Below are 16,119 nucleotides of genomic sequence, written 5' to 3'. Positions count from 1 at the left end.
GTCGCAGGTTCTGACGCGCTTCCGTCACGGCACGCGTTTCGCACGGACGGGCGAGACCTGCGCAAAGTCTACCGGCGGTCCTCCGTCTCCCGCGGGGCCTCTCGGCGACGGGAGCGGGGCAGCACCCGCAGCGCGTCGCCCATGTCGGCTACCTCCACGACCTTCATCCCGGCCGGGACCTTGCCCGGATCGCCCGGTACGAGCGCGTGCGTGAAGCCCAGCCGGGCCGCCTCCGCGAGCCTGCGCTGCACCCCTGTGACGCGTCTGACCTCGCCCGCGAGACCCACCTCACCGATGGCGACCAGGTTCTTCGGCAGCGGGGTGTCGCTGGCCGCCGAGGCGAGCGCCAGCGCGATGGCCAGGTCGGCCGCGGGCTCCGACAGCTTCACCCCGCCCACGGTCGCGGAGTAGATGTCCCGCTTGCCGAGCGCGCTGATCCGGCCGCGCTGCTCCAGCACCGCCAGCATCATCGAGACCCGGGAGGTCTCCAGGCCCGAGGTGGTGCGGCGGGGCGAGGGGATCTGGGAGTCCACGGTCAGCGCCTGCACCTCGGCCACCAGCGGGCGGCGCCCCTCCAGCGTCACGGTCAGACAGGTGCCGGGCACCGGCTCGGCGCGCCGGGTCAGGAACAGGCCGCTGGGGTCGGCGAGGCCGGTGATGCCCTCGTCGTGCAGCTCGAAGCAGCCGACCTCGTCCGTCGCCCCGTACCGGTTCTTCATGCCGCGGACCAGGCGTAGCCGGGCGTGCCGGTCGCCCTCGAAGTGCAGGACGACATCGACCAGGTGCTCCAGCAGGCGGGGGCCCGCGATGGCGCCGTCCTTGGTGACATGGCCGACCAGCAGGGTGGACATGCCCCGCTCCTTGGAGGCACGGATCAGGGCGCCGGCCACCTCGCGGACCTGGGCCATGCCGCCGGGGGCGCCGTCGATCTCGGGGGAGGCGACCGTCTGCACCGAGTCCAGGATCAGCAGGGAGGGCTTGACCGCGTCCAAGTGGCCGAGAACGGCGGCCAGATCGGTCTCGGCGGCGAGATAGAGGTGGTCGTCGAGGGCGCCGATGCGGTCGGCGCGCAACCGGACCTGACTCGCGGACTCCTCGCCGGTCACATAGAGCGTGGGGTGCTCCTCGCTCGCCGACTTCGCCGCCACGTCCAGGAGCAGCGTGGACTTGCCGACGCCCGGCTCGCCCGCGAGCAGCACCACGGCGCCGGGTACGAGTCCGCCGCCGAGCACCCGGTCCAGCTCCGGGACGCCGGTACTGCGGGCGGTGGCCCGGCGGACGTCGACCTGGCCGATGGGCAGGGCTGAGCTGGTGACGCGGCCCGGCGCGGTCGTACGCACCGCGGGCGTGCCGTACTCCTCGACGGTGCCCCACGCCTGGCACTCGGGGCAGCGGCCGAGCCACTTGGCCGCCTGCCACCCGCACTCGGTGCAGCGGTAGGACGGACGCTCCTTGGCGGACTTGGTACGGGTGGCCATGCGGAAACCGTAGCCCCCGCCACTGACAACGCCCGCCGAGCCGTCCGGACGGCGCGCGCTCGGGGGCGCACGCCGGGGTATCGGGGCGCACGGGGAGGGGGCGGTTCCGGATGCCGTTCACCGGGTTCGCGCCTCCACCCCGGAGACCGGTGTCCCCTTATGAGGGATCGTTTCACCCGTATGGATTAAAAGTGCTCAAGGTGCAAGAAGGGGCACTCCGCCGACGCCTACGGTCGCACGGGTGATGAGCAGCACTCCGGACACCACGACCCGCACCACCGGCGCACACCGGGCGCAACGGGCGCACCGGGAGGCGCGCGACCGATCCGCGGCGCGGAACATCGCCCAGCGGGCGTCGTCGCGCCACGAGGCGTATCTGGACGGCCTGTTCACCTACTGCCTGTCGGTGCTCTGCGACCACGACGCGGCCACCGCCGCCCTCGGCGAGGTCCTCGTCATCGCCGAACGGCGCGGCCGGCGCGACCCGCAGACCCCCGGCGACCGCCGGGCCTGGCTGTACGCCCTGGCCCGCTGGGCCTGTCTGCGCGGCCTCGCCAAGGCCCGGCAGAAACGCCAGGCCACCCACGCCGTCGGCCGCCCCGCCACCGGCGCTTTGGCGGCCGAGTCCGCCCTGTGCCCGGAGACGCGCGAGCTGCGGCGCCGCGAACTCGCCCTGCTGGCCTGGCCGGAGGCGGCCGGGACCACCCCCGAGCAGCGCGAGGCGCTGGAGCTGGCCGTCCGGCACAAGCTGGCCGCCCCCGAGGTCGCCGCCGTGCTCGGCCTGGAGCCCGCCGCCGCCCGCGAACTGCTGGCCTCCGCCGCCTGCGAGGTCGAACGCACCCGCGCCGCGCTCGCCGTGGTGGAGACCGGGGGCTGCCCGAGCGTGGCCCACCTCACCGGTGACAGCCAGCTCATGCTGAGCGCGGCCCTGCGCCGCGAGCTGGTCCGGCATGTCGACGACTGCCCGCGCTGCCGCCGCACCGCCGAGCGCGCGGTCCCCGGCCGCTGGCCCGGCGCCGCGGTCACCCCCGCCGAGCTGCCCGTCCTCCCCGCGCCCCGCGCCGCCCTGCACAGCGCGCTCGCGCACCAGCCGCGCACCCGGTCCGCCGCCGTGCCGCGTTTCAACCGGCGCGGCTTCCCGATGGACCCCAAGGACCGCGCGGCCCGCCGCGACAAGCTCCGCGCGCGTGCCGTCACCACGACCGTCGTCGCCACCGTCGTCGCCGCCCCGGTGCTCGCCCTGTGGGCCGCCTACCGGGGCGCGCCCTCGATCGGCGGGGACGACAGCCCCGCCACCGCCCGTGAGGCGGACGGCCCCGGCGCGCTCGGCGGCGACCCGGCGGGCGGCTACCAGAACGCGGGCAACGCCGACGTGAAGCCCGGCACCCGCCCCTCCGAGGACGGCAAGCCGGACGTCTCCGTGGAGGTCGTCAGTGTCAACGGCGCCGGGGAGAAGGGCGCCGGACAGCTCGCGGTCACCGCCGCACACCACGGCGACACCACGCTGATCACCCTCAGGGCCTCCGGCGACACCCCGGTGCGCTGGTCCGCGACCACCTCCGCGCCCTGGCTCTACCTCAGCCGGCCCGCCGGCACCCTCGACCCCGGCGAAACGGTGACGGTCAAGGTGTACGTCGACCATCTGCGCGAGCCCTCGGGCCGCTGGCGGGCCCGCGTGGCCATCGCCCCGGCCGGCGCCGTCGTCACCATCGACGGGTATGGCCCGGTCCCCTCGGTCCCCTCCGGCCCGCCGCCCACACACCCGAGCCCCGGCCCGACGACGCCGACCGCGCCGCCCTCGACACCACCGCCCAGCCAGTCACCGCCGCCGTCCAGCTCCTCCCCGAGCCCGGACCCCGACCCGACCGAATCGTCGCCGTCCGAGCCACCGGAGTCGTCCCCGCCACCGGACGACGGCGAGGACACACCCAGTCCGACGGACAGCTAGGCCGCGTTCAGCTCGGGTCGGCCGGGTGCGGGGCCACCAGCGGCAGCTGGGACGCCAGCCGCTGTTCGCACAGCTCGACCAGGCGGTCGTAGCCCGCCTTGCCCATCAGCTCGGTCAGCTCGGCCCGGTAGGAGACGTAGACCGGATCACCCGCGCCGTGCGCCGAGGTGGCCGAGGTGCACCACCAGTGCAGGTCGTGCCCGCCCGGACCCCAGCCGCGGCGGTCGTACTCCCCGATGGACACCTGGAGCACGCGCGTGTCGTCCGGGCGGTCGATCCAGTCGTAGGTCCGCCGGATCGGCAGCTGCCAGCACACGTCCGGCTTGGTCTCCAGCGGCTCCCGGCCCTCCTTGAGCGCCAGGATGTGCAGCGAGCAGCCCGCGCCGCCCTCGAAGCCGGGCCGGTTCTGGAAGATGCACGAGCCCTCGTAGGGACGCGTCTGCCGCGAGCCCTCCTCGTCCTCCGAGATCCAGCCGTCGCGCAGGCCCTCGTCGTGGTGCTGCCAGATGTCCGGGGTGAGCCGGGCCACGTGCTCGGCGACCCGCTTCTCGTCGTCCTCGTCGGAGAAGTGCGCGCCCAGCGTGCAGCAGCCGTCGGCCGCGCGGCCCGCCTGGATGCCCTGGCAGCCCTGGCCGAAGATGCAGGTCCAGCGGGAGGTCAGCCAGGTCAGGTCGCAGCGGAAGACCTGCTCGTCGTCGGCGGGATCGGGGAACTCCACCCACGCCCGCGCGAAATCGAGGCCCTTCTCGTCGTTCTTGGGGGCGCTCTTGGCGGCCTTGTGAGCTTTGCCCGGCTTGTCAGGCTTGTTGACCTTCGCCTTTTTCGTCTTTGGCACCCGTCCAGGGTAAGTCGCCGGACCCCCGTCCGGGCACCGCGGACGAGGGTTCTGGCAGTAGCGTTTCGTCCATGAGACTCGGTGTCCTGGACGTGGGCTCGAACACGGTGCATCTGCTGGTGGTGGACGCCCACCCCGGCGCCCGCCCGCTGCCCGCCCACTCCCACAAGGCCGACCTGCGGCTCGCCCAACTCCTCGACGACAGCGGCGCGATCGGCGAAGAGGGCATCGAGAGCCTCGTCGCCGTCGTACGGGAAGCGCTCCAGGCCGCCGAGGACAAGGGCGTCGAGGACCTCCTGCCGTTCGCCACCTCCGCCGTGCGCGAGGCCCGCAACGCCGACGACGTCCTCGCGCGCGTGGCCGACGAGACCGGCGTCCGCCTCCAGGTGCTCAGCGGCGCCGAGGAGGCCCGGCTCACCTTCCTCGCCGTCCGCCGCTGGTTCGGCTGGTCCGCCGGGAAGCTGCTCGTCCTGGACATCGGCGGCGGCTCGCTGGAGATCGCCTACGGCATCGACGAGGAGCCGGACGCGGCCGCCTCCCTGCCGCTCGGCGCCGGCCGCCTCACTGCCGGCTGGCTGCGCGAGGACCCGCCGGACGCCGAGGAGGTACGCGCGCTGCGCCGCCACGCGCGCGCGGAGATCGCCCGTACCGTCGGGGAGTTCAGCCGCTTCGGCGCCCCCGACCATGTCGTCGCCACCTCCAAGACCTTCAAGCAGCTCGCCCGGATCGCGGGCGCCGCGCGGGACGCCGAGGGTCTTTATGTGCAGCGCGAGCTGAAACGTGAATCGCTGGAGGCATGGGTGCCCCGGCTCGCCGCGATGTCCGCCCAGCAGCGCGCCGAACTCCCCGGTGTCTCCGAGGGCCGGGCCGGGCAGATCCTCGCCGGGGCGCTGGTCGCCGAGGGCGCGATGGACCTGTTCGGCGTGGAGAGCCTGGAGATCTGCCCGTGGGCGCTGCGCGAGGGCGTCATCCTGCGGCGCCTGGACCACATGGGATCGGCGTGAGGGTGCCCCGTCCCCCTGCCGTCGATGGCGAAGCTCACACCGGCCCGGAGGCACCCCGCGTCCCCCCTGCCCCACCCCGTAAGGTGTCTCCGTGGCTGAACCAAGGGACGTAAAGGTCGCCCTGTCGACGGCCTCGGTCTACCCGGAGTCGACGGCGACGGCCTTCGAGATCGCCGCGCGCCTCGGCTACGACGGCGTCGAGGTCATGGTGTGGACCGACCCCGTCAGCCAGGACATCGAGGCCCTGCGCCGCCTCTCCGACCACCACGGCGTGCCGATCCTCGCCGTGCACGCGCCCTGCCTGCTGATCACCCAGCGGGTCTGGTCCACCGACCCCTGGACCAAGCTGCGCCGGGCGCAGTCGGCCGCCGAGAAGCTGGGCGCCTCCACCGTCGTCGTCCACCCGCCCTTCCGCTGGCAGCGGCAGTACGCCCGCGAGTTCGTCGACGGCATCTGGCGCATGGCGGACGAGACCGACGTGCGGTTCGCCGTCGAGAACATGTACCCCTGGCGCTACCGCGACCGCGAACTGCTCGCCTACGCCCCCGAGTGGGACGTCACCAAGGACGACTACCGGCACTTCACGATCGACCTCAGCCACACCGCGACCGCCCGCACCGACGCCCTCGGCATGATCGACCGCATGGGCGACCGGCTCGGCCATGTCCACCTCGCCGACGGCCGCGGCTCCGCCAAGGACGAGCACCTCGTACCCGGCCGCGGCACCCAGCCCTGCGCCGAACTGCTGGACCGCCTCACCCGCACCGGCTTCGACGGCCATGTCGTCATCGAGGTCAACACCCGGCGGGCCATGTCCAGCGCCGAACGCGAGGCCGACCTCGCCGAGGCCCTCGCCTTCACCCGCCGCCACCTCGCGGCGGGCGCGCGGGTGCCCCGGCCGTGACCGAGCCCACCCCCCGGCGCCGGGGACGGCCCCCGCGCGCCGAGTCCGGCGACACCCGCGACCGCATCCTCGGCGCCGCCCGCGAGGAGTTCTCCGAACGCGGCTACGAGAAGACGTCCGTACGCGGCATCGCCAAGGCCGCCGGCGTCGACTCCGCCCTCGTCCACCACTACTTCGGCACCAAGGAACAGGTCTTCGAGGCCGCCGTCTCGGTCGCCTTCGCGCCCGCCCTTGCCGCGCCGGACGCCATCGCCGAGGGGCCGCTGGACACCGTGGGGGAGCGGCTGACCCGCTTCGTGCTCGGCGTCTGGGAGAACCCCGCCACCCGCACCCCGCTGCTGGCCATCGTCCGCTCCGCCGTCAACAACGACACCGCCGCCGCCGTCTTCCGCCGCCTGGTCGCCGCCCAGCTGCTGCGCCGCATCGCCGCCCGGCTGGACGTGCCGGACGCCGAGCTGCGCGCCGAGCTGGCCGCCGCGCAACTGGTCGGCACGGCCATGCTGCGGTACGTGATCAAGGTGGAGCCGCTGGCCTCGGCCGACCTGGAGCGGATCGTGGCCCGGCTGGCACCGGTGGTGCAGGGACACCTCACGGGGGAGTGACCCCGGGGCCGGTCGCAAGATGTCCGTCCCGCATTCCGGACAGTTCGTCCCGCCTCGTGGATGACCGGCGTACGCTCGGCAACAGTCAGAAGCCTGCCTGACCCCGTCTTCTCAGAAGGAGCGAGCGACGATGCCCGAGCTGAGGTCCCGCACAGTCACCCACGGCCGCAACATGGCGGGCGCCCGCGCCCTTATGCGTGCCTCGGGTGTACCCGGCGCGGACATCGGCCGCAAGCCCGTCATCGCGGTCGCCAACTCCTTCACCGAGTTCGTCCCCGGGCACACCCACCTCCAGCCGGTCGGCCGGATCGTCAGCGAGGCGATCACGGCGGCGGGCGGCATCCCGCGCGAGTTCAACACCATCGCCGTGGACGACGGCATCGCCATGGGCCACGGCGGCATGCTCTACTCCCTGCCCTCCCGCGACCTGATCGCGGACTCGGTGGAGTACATGGTCGAGGCCCACTGCGCCGACGCCCTGGTCTGCATCTCCAACTGCGACAAGATCACACCGGGCATGCTGATGGCCGCGCTGCGCCTGAACATCCCGACCGTCTTCGTCTCCGGCGGGCCCATGGAGTCCGGCCGCGCCACGCTGGTCGACGGCACCGTGCGCACCCTCGACCTGGTCGACGCGATCTCCGACGCCGTCAACGACAAGATCTCCGACGAGGACATCCTCCGCATCGAGGAGAACGCCTGCCCCACCTGCGGCAGCTGTTCCGGCATGTTCACCGCCAACTCGATGAACTGCCTCACCGAGGCCATGGGCCTCTCCCTCCCCGGCAACGGCTCCGTCCTCGCCACCCACACCGCCCGCCGCGCCCTGTACGAGGACGCGGCCCGCACGGTCATGGACATCACCCGCCGCTACTACGAGCAGGACGACGACACCGTCCTGCCCCGCTCCGTCGCCTCCTTCGCGGCCTTCGAGAACGCGATGGCGCTGGACATCGCCATGGGCGGCTCCACCAACACGATCCTGCACCTGCTGGCCGCCGCCCAGGAGGCGGGCGTCCCCTTCGGCCTGCCCGAGATCGACGCCGTCTCCCGCCGCGTCCCGTGCCTGGCCAAGGTCGCGCCCAACGTGGCGAAGGACCGCACCTACTACATGGAGGACGTGCACCGCGCCGGCGGCATCCCCGCCCTCCTCGGCGAACTGCACCGCGCCGGCCTGCTCAACGAGGACGTGACGTCCGTCCACAGCCCGTCCCTCGCCGACTGGCTCAAGACCTGGGACGTGCGCGGCGGCTCCCCGTCCGCCGAGGCCGTCGAGCTGTGGCACGCGGCCCCCGGCTGCGTCCGCTCCGCCGAAGCCTTCTCCCAGTCCGAGCGCTGGGACTCCCTCGACGACGACGCCGAGGGCGGCTGCATCCGCTCCGCCGAGCACGCCTACTCCAAGGACGGCGGCCTCGCCGTCCTCAAGGGCAACCTCGCCGTCGACGGCTGCGTGGTGAAGACCGCGGGCGTCGACGAGTCGGTGTGGACCTTCGAGGGCCCGGCCGTGGTCTGCGAGTCCCAGGAGGAGGCCGTCCAGCGCATCCTGACCCAGGAGGTCAAGGACGGCGACGTGGTCGTCATCCGCTACGAGGGTCCCAAGGGCGGCCCCGGCATGCAGGAGATGCTCTACCCGACCTCGTACCTCAAGGGCCGCGGCCTCGGGAAGACCTGCGCCCTGATCACCGACGGCCGCTTCTCCGGCGGCACCTCCGGCCTCTCCATCGGCCACGCCTCCCCGGAAGCGGCTTCCGGCGGCACGATCGCCCTGGTCCAAGACGGCGACCGCATCCGCATCGACATCCCGGGCCGCACCATCGAGCTGCTGGTGGACGATGCCGAACTCGCCCGCCGCGACCGCGAACTGAACGGCGTCTACGCCCCCGCGAGCCGCACCCGCAAGGTCTCCACCGCCCTGCGCGCCTACGCGGCCATGGCCACCAGCGCCGACAAGGGCGCCGTCCGCGACGTGACCCTCCTGGGCTGACCCGGAGGCAGCGGAAGGGGCCGGGACATCCCGGCCCCTTCGCGTTTCACCAGCCGGACGGATCGCGCGTGTCCCGGGCGAACACCGTGCCGTCGGGAGCCACCGCGTACACCATGCCCCGCGCGAGCACCGGCGTCGGCGGCCCCACCGACACCTGGTCCGTACGCGCCCCGAAGCGCGGCGACGTCTGCCCCGTGAGGCTTCCACGGCGGGCGTCCACGGCGAGCAGTCGGCCGTCGGCGGCGGAGAAGTACAGATGCCTGCCGTCGGTGACCGGCCGCGAGCCCCAGCTCACCGAGGTCTCCAGGTGCCACAGCCGCTTGCCGGCAACCGTGTCCACGGCGTCGAACCCACCGCCGGTGGCGAGCAGGTACACCACCCCGTCCCGGACGACGGCCTGGGCGCCGTGGGAGACGGCCGGGAGTGGCACGCGGCGCACCGCGCCGGACTTCACCGTGTAGCGGACCACCGCGTCGGTGTCGCCGTGGACCGGGTCGGCAGCGAGGAAATAGACGAACCTGCCGTCCGTACCCACTGGTTGCAGCGCACCGGACATCCGTGCGCTCCAACGCTCGGTGCCCGACGCGGGATCGAGCGCGATGACCCGCGTACCGCTCCCGTCGGCGGAGACGGCCGTCGCATACGCGGTGACGCTCCCGGCCTCCGTGCCGAAGGCAGCGAGGCGTGGGAACGCCTTCTCCCGCAGCGTGTGTTGCCATACGGTCCGCCCCGAGGCGCTGTCCACTCCGGTGATCCGCCCGTCCGTGTCGCTCACCAGCTGGGTGCCGCCCGTGTACAGAGCCCCGGTGTCCCGGGGCAGTCGCCGGCGCAGCCGGGTCTCGCCCGAGGACGGGTCGAGTGCCGTCACCCGCCCTTCCTGGTCGCGCAGCTGGAGCAGACCGTCCGACAGGACCGGCGGATCGCTCCACACGGCCCCCGCGAAGGAGCGCCGCCACTTCGCCGTGCCGTCACGCGCATCGAGCCCGACCACCGCCCCCGGCGCGCCGCACAGCAGCTCTCCCTCGCCGTAGACGCATCGAGGCGTGCCGGTGCCCCTGGTGAGCGCCGTGGACCGCCACTCGGTGACGCGGTCCTCGGTGGCCATCGGGCGCACCCGGGGCGCCACCTGCTCGCCCCCGGGCCAGTGCGCCGCGGCGATCCCCGCACTCCCGGCCAGTACGAGCGCGCCCGTCGCGAGCACGACCCGGCCGCGCGTCCACCGCCGTGGACGCCCCGCCGCCTCTTCGCCGGGCTCCTCGGCCGGGGACACGTCCCGCTGAGCCGGTATGAAGGCCTGAGTGTCGTACGACGCCGCCACCGACCGCAGCGCGCGCATGAGGTCGTCGGGCGTGGGCCGGTCGTCGGGCTCCTTCGCCAGGCAACGCAGCACCAGCGGAACGAGGCCGGCCGGAACCCCGGTCAGGTCCGGCTCGTCGTGCACCACTCGGTAGGCGACGACGTAGGGACTGTCGGAGTCGAACGGACCGCGTCCGGCCGCCGCGTGCACGATCACCGAGCCGAGGGCGAACACGTCGGCTGCCGGGCCCACTTCCCGCGGCCGGCGGAACTGCTCGGGCGCCATGAATGGCGGCGTCCCTATCAGCTTGCCCGTCTCGGTCCGAAGTTCGCTGTCCTTGGGGCGCGAGATGCCGAAGTCGATGACCTTCGGACCGTCCTCGGCGAGCAGCACGTTGCCCGGCTTGAGATCCCGGTGCACCACCCCGACCCGGTGGATGTCCCGCAGCGCCTCCGCGAGCCCGGCCATCAGCCGCCGCACCTCGCCGGGCTCCATCGGGCCGTTCCGCTTGACCTCTTCGGCGAGCGTCGGGCCCGGGATGAACAGCGTCGCCATCCAGGGCCGCCCGGCCTCCGGGTCGGCGTCCACCACCGGCGCGGTGAAGGCACCGCTCACCCGCCGGGCCGCCGCCACCTCCTGCCGGAACCGCCCCCTGAACTCGTCGTCCCGCGCGAACTCGGCGTGCACCACCTTCACCGCCAGCCGCATCCCGGAACCACTGCGGGCCAGATGCACCACACCCATGCCGCCCGAGCCGAGCTGCGACTCCAGGCGGTAGTGACCGGCGTATTCCGGAAGTTCCGGTTCCGCGCCCGGCCCGGAGCTGCGCTGTGGCGCCATGGACCACCCCCGTGCTGTTCGTCCGCGCGCGTCGTTCGGAGCCTAGTCGATCGCCCGTACGACACCGCGGGCGCTTGCTACTCTCCGCCCATGCGCTCCGAACACCCTTACGGAGGAGCGTTGTTACTGAAAAAATCGCCAGCGCCCCGCACCTGCCGAGGGCGCCATGGGGGAGGTAAACCATGTCCTACTCCGTTGCCCCGGGCGTCCGGCTGAACGTCCGCAGCGGCCCCGGCACCGGCTACGCGCTCGTCCGCGTCCTCCCCGAGGGTGCCCAGGTCAGCATCAACTGCCAGGCCCCGGGCACCACTGTCACCGGCTACTACGGCACCTCGAACATCTGGGACAACATCGCACCCGGCGAGTTCGTCTCGGACGCCTATGTGCACACCGGCAGCGACGGCTACGTCGCCGGCCGCTGCGCCTGAACCCACCGGAAAGGCAACGACATGACTTCCCCACGCCGCAGACCTGCCCTGCTCGCAGGTGCCGCGGGAGCTCTCCTCCTGGTGATGGGCGTCCCGGCCCAGGCGGACGCAGCCCCGTCCGCCCCCGCTACCGCCTCGGCCGCCACATATCCCGTGGCCCCGGGTGTCCGCCTGGACGTCCGCAGCGGCCCCGGCACCGGCTACAGCATCATCCGTGTGCTGCCCGCAGGCACATTGGTGTCGATCTACTGCCAGACGCCGGGCACGACGGTGAGCGGCTATTACGGCACCTCGAACATCTGGGACAACATAGGCGGCAACGAGTTCGTCTCGGACGCCTACGTGCACACCGGCAGCGACGGCTATGTGACCGGCCGCTGCGGCTGACGCCCCGGCCCGGAGCCCGCCGGCCGCCGGAGCCATAATCGACATGTGAGCGACGAGACCGGCACCAACGCGATCCCGGCGGGCTCCACGGGCGGCGGCCCCCGCCCCGAACCCCTCCGCTTCTTCGGCACGTCCTGGGTGGACCACACCGGCGGCTACCCGGCCCGCCGCACGGCCGTCGCCATCGGCGCCCTCGTCGCGGCCGCCGTCTCCTGCCTGATCCTGCGCCTCGCCTACCAGGGCCTCCAGATCGCCGGTACCGGTTCCTTCGTGACCGTCCTGGTCATCGCCATGTTCGCGGTGTGCAGCGCGCTCGCCTTCCGCAACACCTGGGACAACTTCGGCCGCCGCCCCGACCCCGAGCGCCAGGCCCGCCTGCGCGGCCTGCTCGCCATCGGCTTCGTCGGCACCCTCCTCGCCTGGTCCGCCCGCTCCCTGACGGAGGCACCGGGCGAGAAGCTGCACCGCACCGAGTACGACACCGCCCGCGCGGAGTACGAGCGCACCCACTCCCGGCGCACGGGCAACCCCGCGAAGGCCCGCAAGAAGCGCTGAGGCCGACCGCGACGGCAGTACCGAGGCACCCGGCACGACACCACTGTCCCCACGTGCCCCATGCCGCGCACCATGGTCGTCATGACCGCATCCGAGGCCCCCACCGAGCGGACCAGCAGCGCCCGCGCCCACTCCTTCAACGCGGCCGCCGCCCAGTACGCCGAGAACCGCCCCTCCTATCCGCCCGCACTTTTCGACACCATCGAGGAACTCGCCGGGCGCCCGCTGTCCGGCACCCGAGCCGTGGACGTGGGTGCGGGAACCGGTATCGCCAGCGCGCTGCTGCACGAGCGGGGTGCCGAGGTGCTCGCCGTCGAGCCGGGCCCGGGCATGGCCGCCGAGTTCCGCCGCAGGAACCCGCACCTCCCCCTGGTCCGGGGCAGCGGCGACGCCCTTCCCGTGGCCGACGCCCACGCCGACCTCGTCACCTACGCCCAGGCATGGCACTGGACCGACCCGGCCCGCTCGGTGCCGGAGGCGCTGCGCGTGCTGCGGCCGGGCGGCGCGCTCGCGCTGTGGTGGAACACCGACGCCACGGACGTCGACTGGATCGCCGCGGCCGCCGCGCGCGCCGCCCGCTTCCTCGGTCTGCCCGTGCACACCGAGCAGCGCAAGGCCGCCGACCGCGTCTCCGCCGCCGATCCCAGCGGCCGGCTCCGCTTCACCCGCCGCTCGGTCCGCTGGAGCCGTCGCGTGCCGCTCGATACACACCTGGCCAACATCGGCAGTCATTCGGCTTTCCTCCTCGCCCCCGAGGCCGCCCGGACCGACTTCTTCGACGCCGAGCGCGCCCACCTGATCAAGGTCTTCCCCGACGGCCTGGTCGAGGAGACGTACGAGGTGGTTCTGCTCGTCGCCACCACCCCGGAACCCCTGACCCGCCCCTGATCAGCCCCGGAGCCGACCCTGATCACCCCCTGAGCCGAAGCGGCCCGACCCTGACACGGTCCCTTGACGGCACCTTGGCTCGGGCACATTATTCATCACGTGATGAATAATGTGCCCGAGCCACCCCAGCCGACGGCCCCCGACGCCGTCCGCGCCGCCGGCCTCACCGTCGTACGCGGCACCCGCACCGTCCTCCACGACCTCCGCTTCACCGTCCCCCGAGGCCGGATCACTGGCCTGCTCGGCCCCTCCGGCTGCGGCAAGTCCACCCTGATCCGCTCCATCACCGGCACCCAGGCCAAGGTCACCGGCACCCTGGAAGTCCTCGGCAGCCCCGCCGGCCACCCCACCCTGCGCAGCCGCATCGGCTACGTCACCCAGGCCCCCTCGGTCTACGACGACCTCACCGTCGAGCAGAACCTCGACTACTTCGCCGCGATCCTCGACCCGGGCCGCGCCGCCGCCGACCGCCGCCGCGAACACGTCACCCGCGCCATCGCCGACGTCGACCTCACCACCCACGCCGACGCCCTCGCCGGCAACCTCTCCGGCGGCCAGCGCAGCCGCGTCTCCCTCGCCGTCGCCCTCCTCGGCACCCCCGACCTGCTCGTCCTGGACGAACCGACCGTCGGCCTCGACCCCGTCCTCCGCCGCGACCTCTGGAACCTGTTCCACGATCTCGCCGAACGCGGCACCACCCTCCTCGTCTCCTCCCACGTCATGGACGAGGCCGAGCGCTGCCACCGCCTCCTCCTCATGCGCGAGGGACGCGTCCTCGCCGACGACACCCCGGAGAACCTGCGCACCCGAACCGCCACCGACACCGTCGAGGCAGCCTTCCTGCGCCTTGTGGACGAGGCGGACGACCGCACAAAGGAGCCGACCCGATGAGCACGACGACCCCGGCCGCCCCCACCGCCGCGTTCAGCACCGCCCGCACCACCGCCACCGCGGCCCGCGTCCTGCGCCAGCTGCGCCACGACCCGAGGACCATCGCCCTGATGCTCCTCGTCCCCTGCCTGATGCTGGTCCTGCTGCGCTACGTCTTCGACGCCAGCCCGCGCACCTTCGACAACATCGGCGCCTCACTCCTCGGCATCTTCCCGCTGATCACGATGTTCCTGGTGACCTCCATCGCCACCCTGCGCGAACGCACCTCGGGCACCCTCGAACGCCTCCTCGCCATGCCCCTGGGCAAGGCCGACCTCATCGCCGGTTACGCGCTCGCCTTCGGCACCGTGGCCGTCGTGCAGTCCGCGCTCGCCACCGGACTCGCCGTCTGGCTCCTCGGCCTGGACGTCACCGGCTCACCCTGGCTGCTCCTGCTGGTCGCGCTCCTGGACGCCCTGCTCGGCACCGCCCTCGGCCTCTTCGTCTCGGCCTTCGCCGCCTCGGAGTTCCAGGCGGTCCAGTTCATGCCGGCGGTGATCTTCCCCCAGCTCCTCCTGTGCGGTCTCTTCACGCCCCGCGCGGACATGCACCCTCTATTGGAGGCCGTTTCCGACGTACTGCCCATGTCCTATGCCGTCGACGGCATGAACGAGGTCCTGCACCACACCGACCTGACCTCGGCCTTCGTCCGGGACGTACTGATCGTCGCCGGATGCGCGCTATTGGTGCTCGCCCTCGGCGCGGCCACCCTGCGCCGCCGCACCGACTGAAGCCGCGTCCGCCCACCGGACAATCGCCCCACACGCCGCATCGCCGGTGCGAGGATGAGCCGCATGAGCCAGAAAGTCGCAGTCCTCGGCACCGGCAAGATCGGCGAAGCCCTGCTCAGCGGGATGATCCGGGGCGGCTGGGCGCCCGCCGACCTCCTGGTCACCGCCCGCCGCCCGGAGCGCGCCGAGGAACTCCGCGCCCGGCACGGAGTCACCCCGGTCAGCAACACCGAGGCCGCCAAGGCCGCGGACACCCTGATCCTCACGGTCAAGCCGCAGGACATGGGCGCCCTGCTCGACGAACTCGCCCCGCACGTCCCCGCCGACCGCCTGATCATCAGCGGCGCCGCGGGCATCCCCACCTCGTTCTTCGAGGAGCGCCTCGCCGAGGGCACCCCGGTCGTCCGCGTCATGACGAACACGCCGGCCCTGGTCGACGAGGCCATGTCCGTCATCTCGCCGGGCAGCCACGCAACGGAGGAGCACGTCGCCACCGCCGAGGAGATCTTCGGCGCCGTGGGCCAGACACTCCGCGTCCCCGAAGGCCAGCAGGACGCCTGCACCGCGCTCTCCGGTTCGGGCCCGGCGTACTTCTTCTACCTGGTCGAAGCCATGACGGACGCCGGCATCCTGCTCGGCCTGCCTCGCGACAAGGCCCACGAGCTGATCGTGCAGTCCGCGATCGGCGCCGCCACAATGCTCCGCGACAGCGGCGAGCACCCGGTCAAGCTCCGCGAGAACGTCACCTCGCCGGCCGGTACGACCATCAACGCCATCCGCGAGCTGGAGAACCACGGGGTACGGGCCGCCCTCATCGCGGCACTGGAAGCGGCCCGCGACCGCAGCCGTGAGCTGGCCTCCGGCAAGAAGGACTGACCCCGCCCAAGATCTTTGCGGGAGGGGGTTGACACCCCCTCGCCAGATGCGTAATGTACTCCGAGCTGTCCGACGTGAGTGCCGACTCCGGTCGGTCCCCGGAAAGTCATCTCGCAGGGCCATCTACTCATCGACACTCAGCTGTCGCTTGCTTTGGTGTGCATTTGCGAAATGAGGAATCCGTGTTCGAAAGGACGCGGCCCCCGATTAGCTCGGGAGCCGGGAATCCGCTAAAGTCTCACTCGTCGGAACGGCCCAGCGGGCCGGGAAGACAACCCCCTCTGACTGGGAATCAGACGCCGAAAGGATCTGATAGAGTCGGAACCGCCGGAAAGGAAAACACGGAAGCGGAAACGCCGAAGTGAGAACCTGGAAAGCACCGAGGAAATCGGATCGGAAAACGATCTGATAGAGTCGGAAACACCGAAGGGA

Annotated in this window: 15 protein-coding genes; 12 read left to right on the top strand and 3 right to left on the bottom strand. The window is 72.6% G+C overall.

What is annotated here, in order from left to right:
- Positions 1 to 68 precede the first annotated feature (68 nt).
- On the bottom strand, positions 69 to 1,478 hold the full coding sequence (gene radA / locus ACIGA3_RS16160; RefSeq protein ID WP_399715508.1) for a DNA repair protein RadA: 1,410 nt from the start codon (positions 1,476 to 1,478) through the stop codon (positions 69 to 71).
- Between the two features lie 241 nt (positions 1,479 to 1,719).
- Here radA and ACIGA3_RS16155 point away from each other — a divergent pair, with 241 nt between their 5' ends.
- Positions 1,720 to 3,426: a hypothetical protein gene (locus ACIGA3_RS16155; RefSeq protein ID WP_399715505.1), complete on the top strand. Its 1,707-nt coding sequence runs from the start codon at positions 1,720 to 1,722 to the stop codon at positions 3,424 to 3,426.
- 7 nt (positions 3,427 to 3,433) lie between these two features.
- Here ACIGA3_RS16155 and ACIGA3_RS16150 read toward each other — a convergent pair whose 3' ends face one another.
- A complete protein-coding gene (locus tag ACIGA3_RS16150; RefSeq protein WP_399715502.1) occupies positions 3,434 to 4,261 on the bottom strand; it encodes a hypothetical protein in 828 nt (275 codons plus the stop codon).
- Positions 4,262 to 4,332: 71 nt separating this feature from the next.
- Between ACIGA3_RS16150 and ACIGA3_RS16145 the strand changes: the two genes are divergently transcribed.
- The 4 genes from ACIGA3_RS16145 (at position 4,333) to ilvD (ending at position 8,755) form a co-directional block, all read left to right on the top strand.
- On the top strand, positions 4,333 to 5,265 hold the full coding sequence (locus ACIGA3_RS16145) for a Ppx/GppA family phosphatase (protein ID WP_399715500.1): 933 nt from the start codon (positions 4,333 to 4,335) through the stop codon (positions 5,263 to 5,265).
- 91 nt (positions 5,266 to 5,356) lie between these two features.
- Entirely contained in the window at positions 5,357 to 6,169 is an 813-nt protein-coding gene (locus ACIGA3_RS16140) for a sugar phosphate isomerase/epimerase family protein (protein ID WP_399715497.1), read from the top strand.
- Positions 6,166 to 6,771, top strand: coding sequence for a TetR family transcriptional regulator (locus ACIGA3_RS16135; RefSeq protein ID WP_399715495.1), 606 nt, complete (start codon positions 6,166 to 6,168; stop codon positions 6,769 to 6,771). The genes ACIGA3_RS16140 and ACIGA3_RS16135 overlap by 4 nt, the downstream gene beginning before the upstream one ends.
- Before the next feature lie 130 nt (positions 6,772 to 6,901).
- Positions 6,902 to 8,755 (top strand): dihydroxy-acid dehydratase, encoded by a 1,854-nt coding sequence (gene ilvD, locus ACIGA3_RS16130; RefSeq protein WP_399715494.1) that lies wholly within the window; start codon positions 6,902 to 6,904, stop codon positions 8,753 to 8,755.
- Between the two features lie 46 nt (positions 8,756 to 8,801).
- Here the strand turns inward: ilvD and ACIGA3_RS16125 are convergent, their stop codons facing one another.
- Positions 8,802 to 10,892 (bottom strand): serine/threonine-protein kinase, encoded by a 2,091-nt coding sequence (locus tag ACIGA3_RS16125; protein ID WP_399715491.1) that lies wholly within the window; start codon positions 10,890 to 10,892, stop codon positions 8,802 to 8,804.
- Between the two features lie 182 nt (positions 10,893 to 11,074).
- On the opposite strand from ACIGA3_RS16125, the gene ACIGA3_RS16120 reads away from it, so the two are divergent.
- The 7 genes from ACIGA3_RS16120 to proC all read left to right on the top strand — a co-directional run bounded on the left by ACIGA3_RS16120 (position 11,075) and on the right by proC (position 15,687).
- On the top strand, positions 11,075 to 11,320 hold the full coding sequence (locus tag ACIGA3_RS16120) for a peptidase (protein WP_399715488.1): 246 nt from the start codon (positions 11,075 to 11,077) through the stop codon (positions 11,318 to 11,320).
- Between the two features lie 21 nt (positions 11,321 to 11,341).
- Positions 11,342 to 11,707, top strand: a complete 366-nt coding sequence (locus ACIGA3_RS16115; protein WP_399715485.1) for a hypothetical protein — start codon at positions 11,342 to 11,344, stop codon at positions 11,705 to 11,707.
- A 45-nt stretch (positions 11,708 to 11,752) separates the two neighbouring features.
- On the top strand, positions 11,753 to 12,262 hold the full coding sequence (locus tag ACIGA3_RS16110) for an EamA/RhaT family transporter (protein ID WP_399715482.1): 510 nt from the start codon (positions 11,753 to 11,755) through the stop codon (positions 12,260 to 12,262).
- Positions 12,263 to 12,343: 81 nt separating this feature from the next.
- Positions 12,344 to 13,150, top strand: coding sequence for a class I SAM-dependent methyltransferase (locus ACIGA3_RS16105; RefSeq protein ID WP_399715479.1), 807 nt, complete (start codon positions 12,344 to 12,346; stop codon positions 13,148 to 13,150).
- 102 nt (positions 13,151 to 13,252) lie between these two features.
- Positions 13,253 to 14,041, top strand: a complete 789-nt coding sequence (locus ACIGA3_RS16100) for an ABC transporter ATP-binding protein (protein ID WP_399715476.1) — start codon at positions 13,253 to 13,255, stop codon at positions 14,039 to 14,041.
- On the top strand, positions 14,038 to 14,811 hold the full coding sequence (locus tag ACIGA3_RS16095; protein ID WP_135787493.1) for an ABC transporter permease: 774 nt from the start codon (positions 14,038 to 14,040) through the stop codon (positions 14,809 to 14,811). Before ACIGA3_RS16100 ends, ACIGA3_RS16095 begins: the two co-directional genes overlap by 4 nt.
- A 63-nt stretch (positions 14,812 to 14,874) precedes the next feature.
- Positions 14,875 to 15,687, top strand: a complete 813-nt coding sequence (gene proC, locus ACIGA3_RS16090) for a pyrroline-5-carboxylate reductase (protein ID WP_399715473.1) — start codon at positions 14,875 to 14,877, stop codon at positions 15,685 to 15,687.
- The last annotated feature ends 432 nt before the right edge of the window (positions 15,688 to 16,119 follow it).

Source organism: Streptomyces sp. NPDC085596, assembly GCF_044541565.1.
GTDB lineage: Bacteria > Actinomycetota > Actinomycetes > Streptomycetales > Streptomycetaceae > Streptomyces.
This window is presented reverse-complemented; position numbering and strand designations above follow the sequence as displayed.

What these genes read in the sequence shown, in the direction of transcription:
- ACIGA3_RS16115 (WP_399715485.1), top strand. Translation starts at nt 11,342, where the DNA reads ATGACTTCCCCACGCCGCAGACCTGCCCTGCTCGCAGGTGCCGCGGGA.
- radA (WP_399715508.1), bottom strand. Translation starts at nt 1,478, where the DNA reads ATGGCCACCCGTACCAAGTCCGCCAAGGAGCGTCCGTCCTACCGCTGC.
- proC (WP_399715473.1), top strand. Translation starts at nt 14,875, where the DNA reads ATGAGCCAGAAAGTCGCAGTCCTCGGCACCGGCAAGATCGGCGAAGCC.
- ilvD (WP_399715494.1), top strand. Translation starts at nt 6,902, where the DNA reads ATGCCCGAGCTGAGGTCCCGCACAGTCACCCACGGCCGCAACATGGCG.
- ACIGA3_RS16120 (WP_399715488.1), top strand. Translation starts at nt 11,075, where the DNA reads ATGTCCTACTCCGTTGCCCCGGGCGTCCGGCTGAACGTCCGCAGCGGC.
- ACIGA3_RS16095 (WP_135787493.1), top strand. Translation starts at nt 14,038, where the DNA reads ATGAGCACGACGACCCCGGCCGCCCCCACCGCCGCGTTCAGCACCGCC.
- ACIGA3_RS16100 (WP_399715476.1), top strand. Translation starts at nt 13,253, where the DNA reads ATGAATAATGTGCCCGAGCCACCCCAGCCGACGGCCCCCGACGCCGTC.
- ACIGA3_RS16105 (WP_399715479.1), top strand. Translation starts at nt 12,344, where the DNA reads ATGACCGCATCCGAGGCCCCCACCGAGCGGACCAGCAGCGCCCGCGCC.
- ACIGA3_RS16145 (WP_399715500.1), top strand. Translation starts at nt 4,333, where the DNA reads ATGAGACTCGGTGTCCTGGACGTGGGCTCGAACACGGTGCATCTGCTG.
- ACIGA3_RS16125 (WP_399715491.1), bottom strand. Translation starts at nt 10,892, where the DNA reads ATGGCGCCACAGCGCAGCTCCGGGCCGGGCGCGGAACCGGAACTTCCG.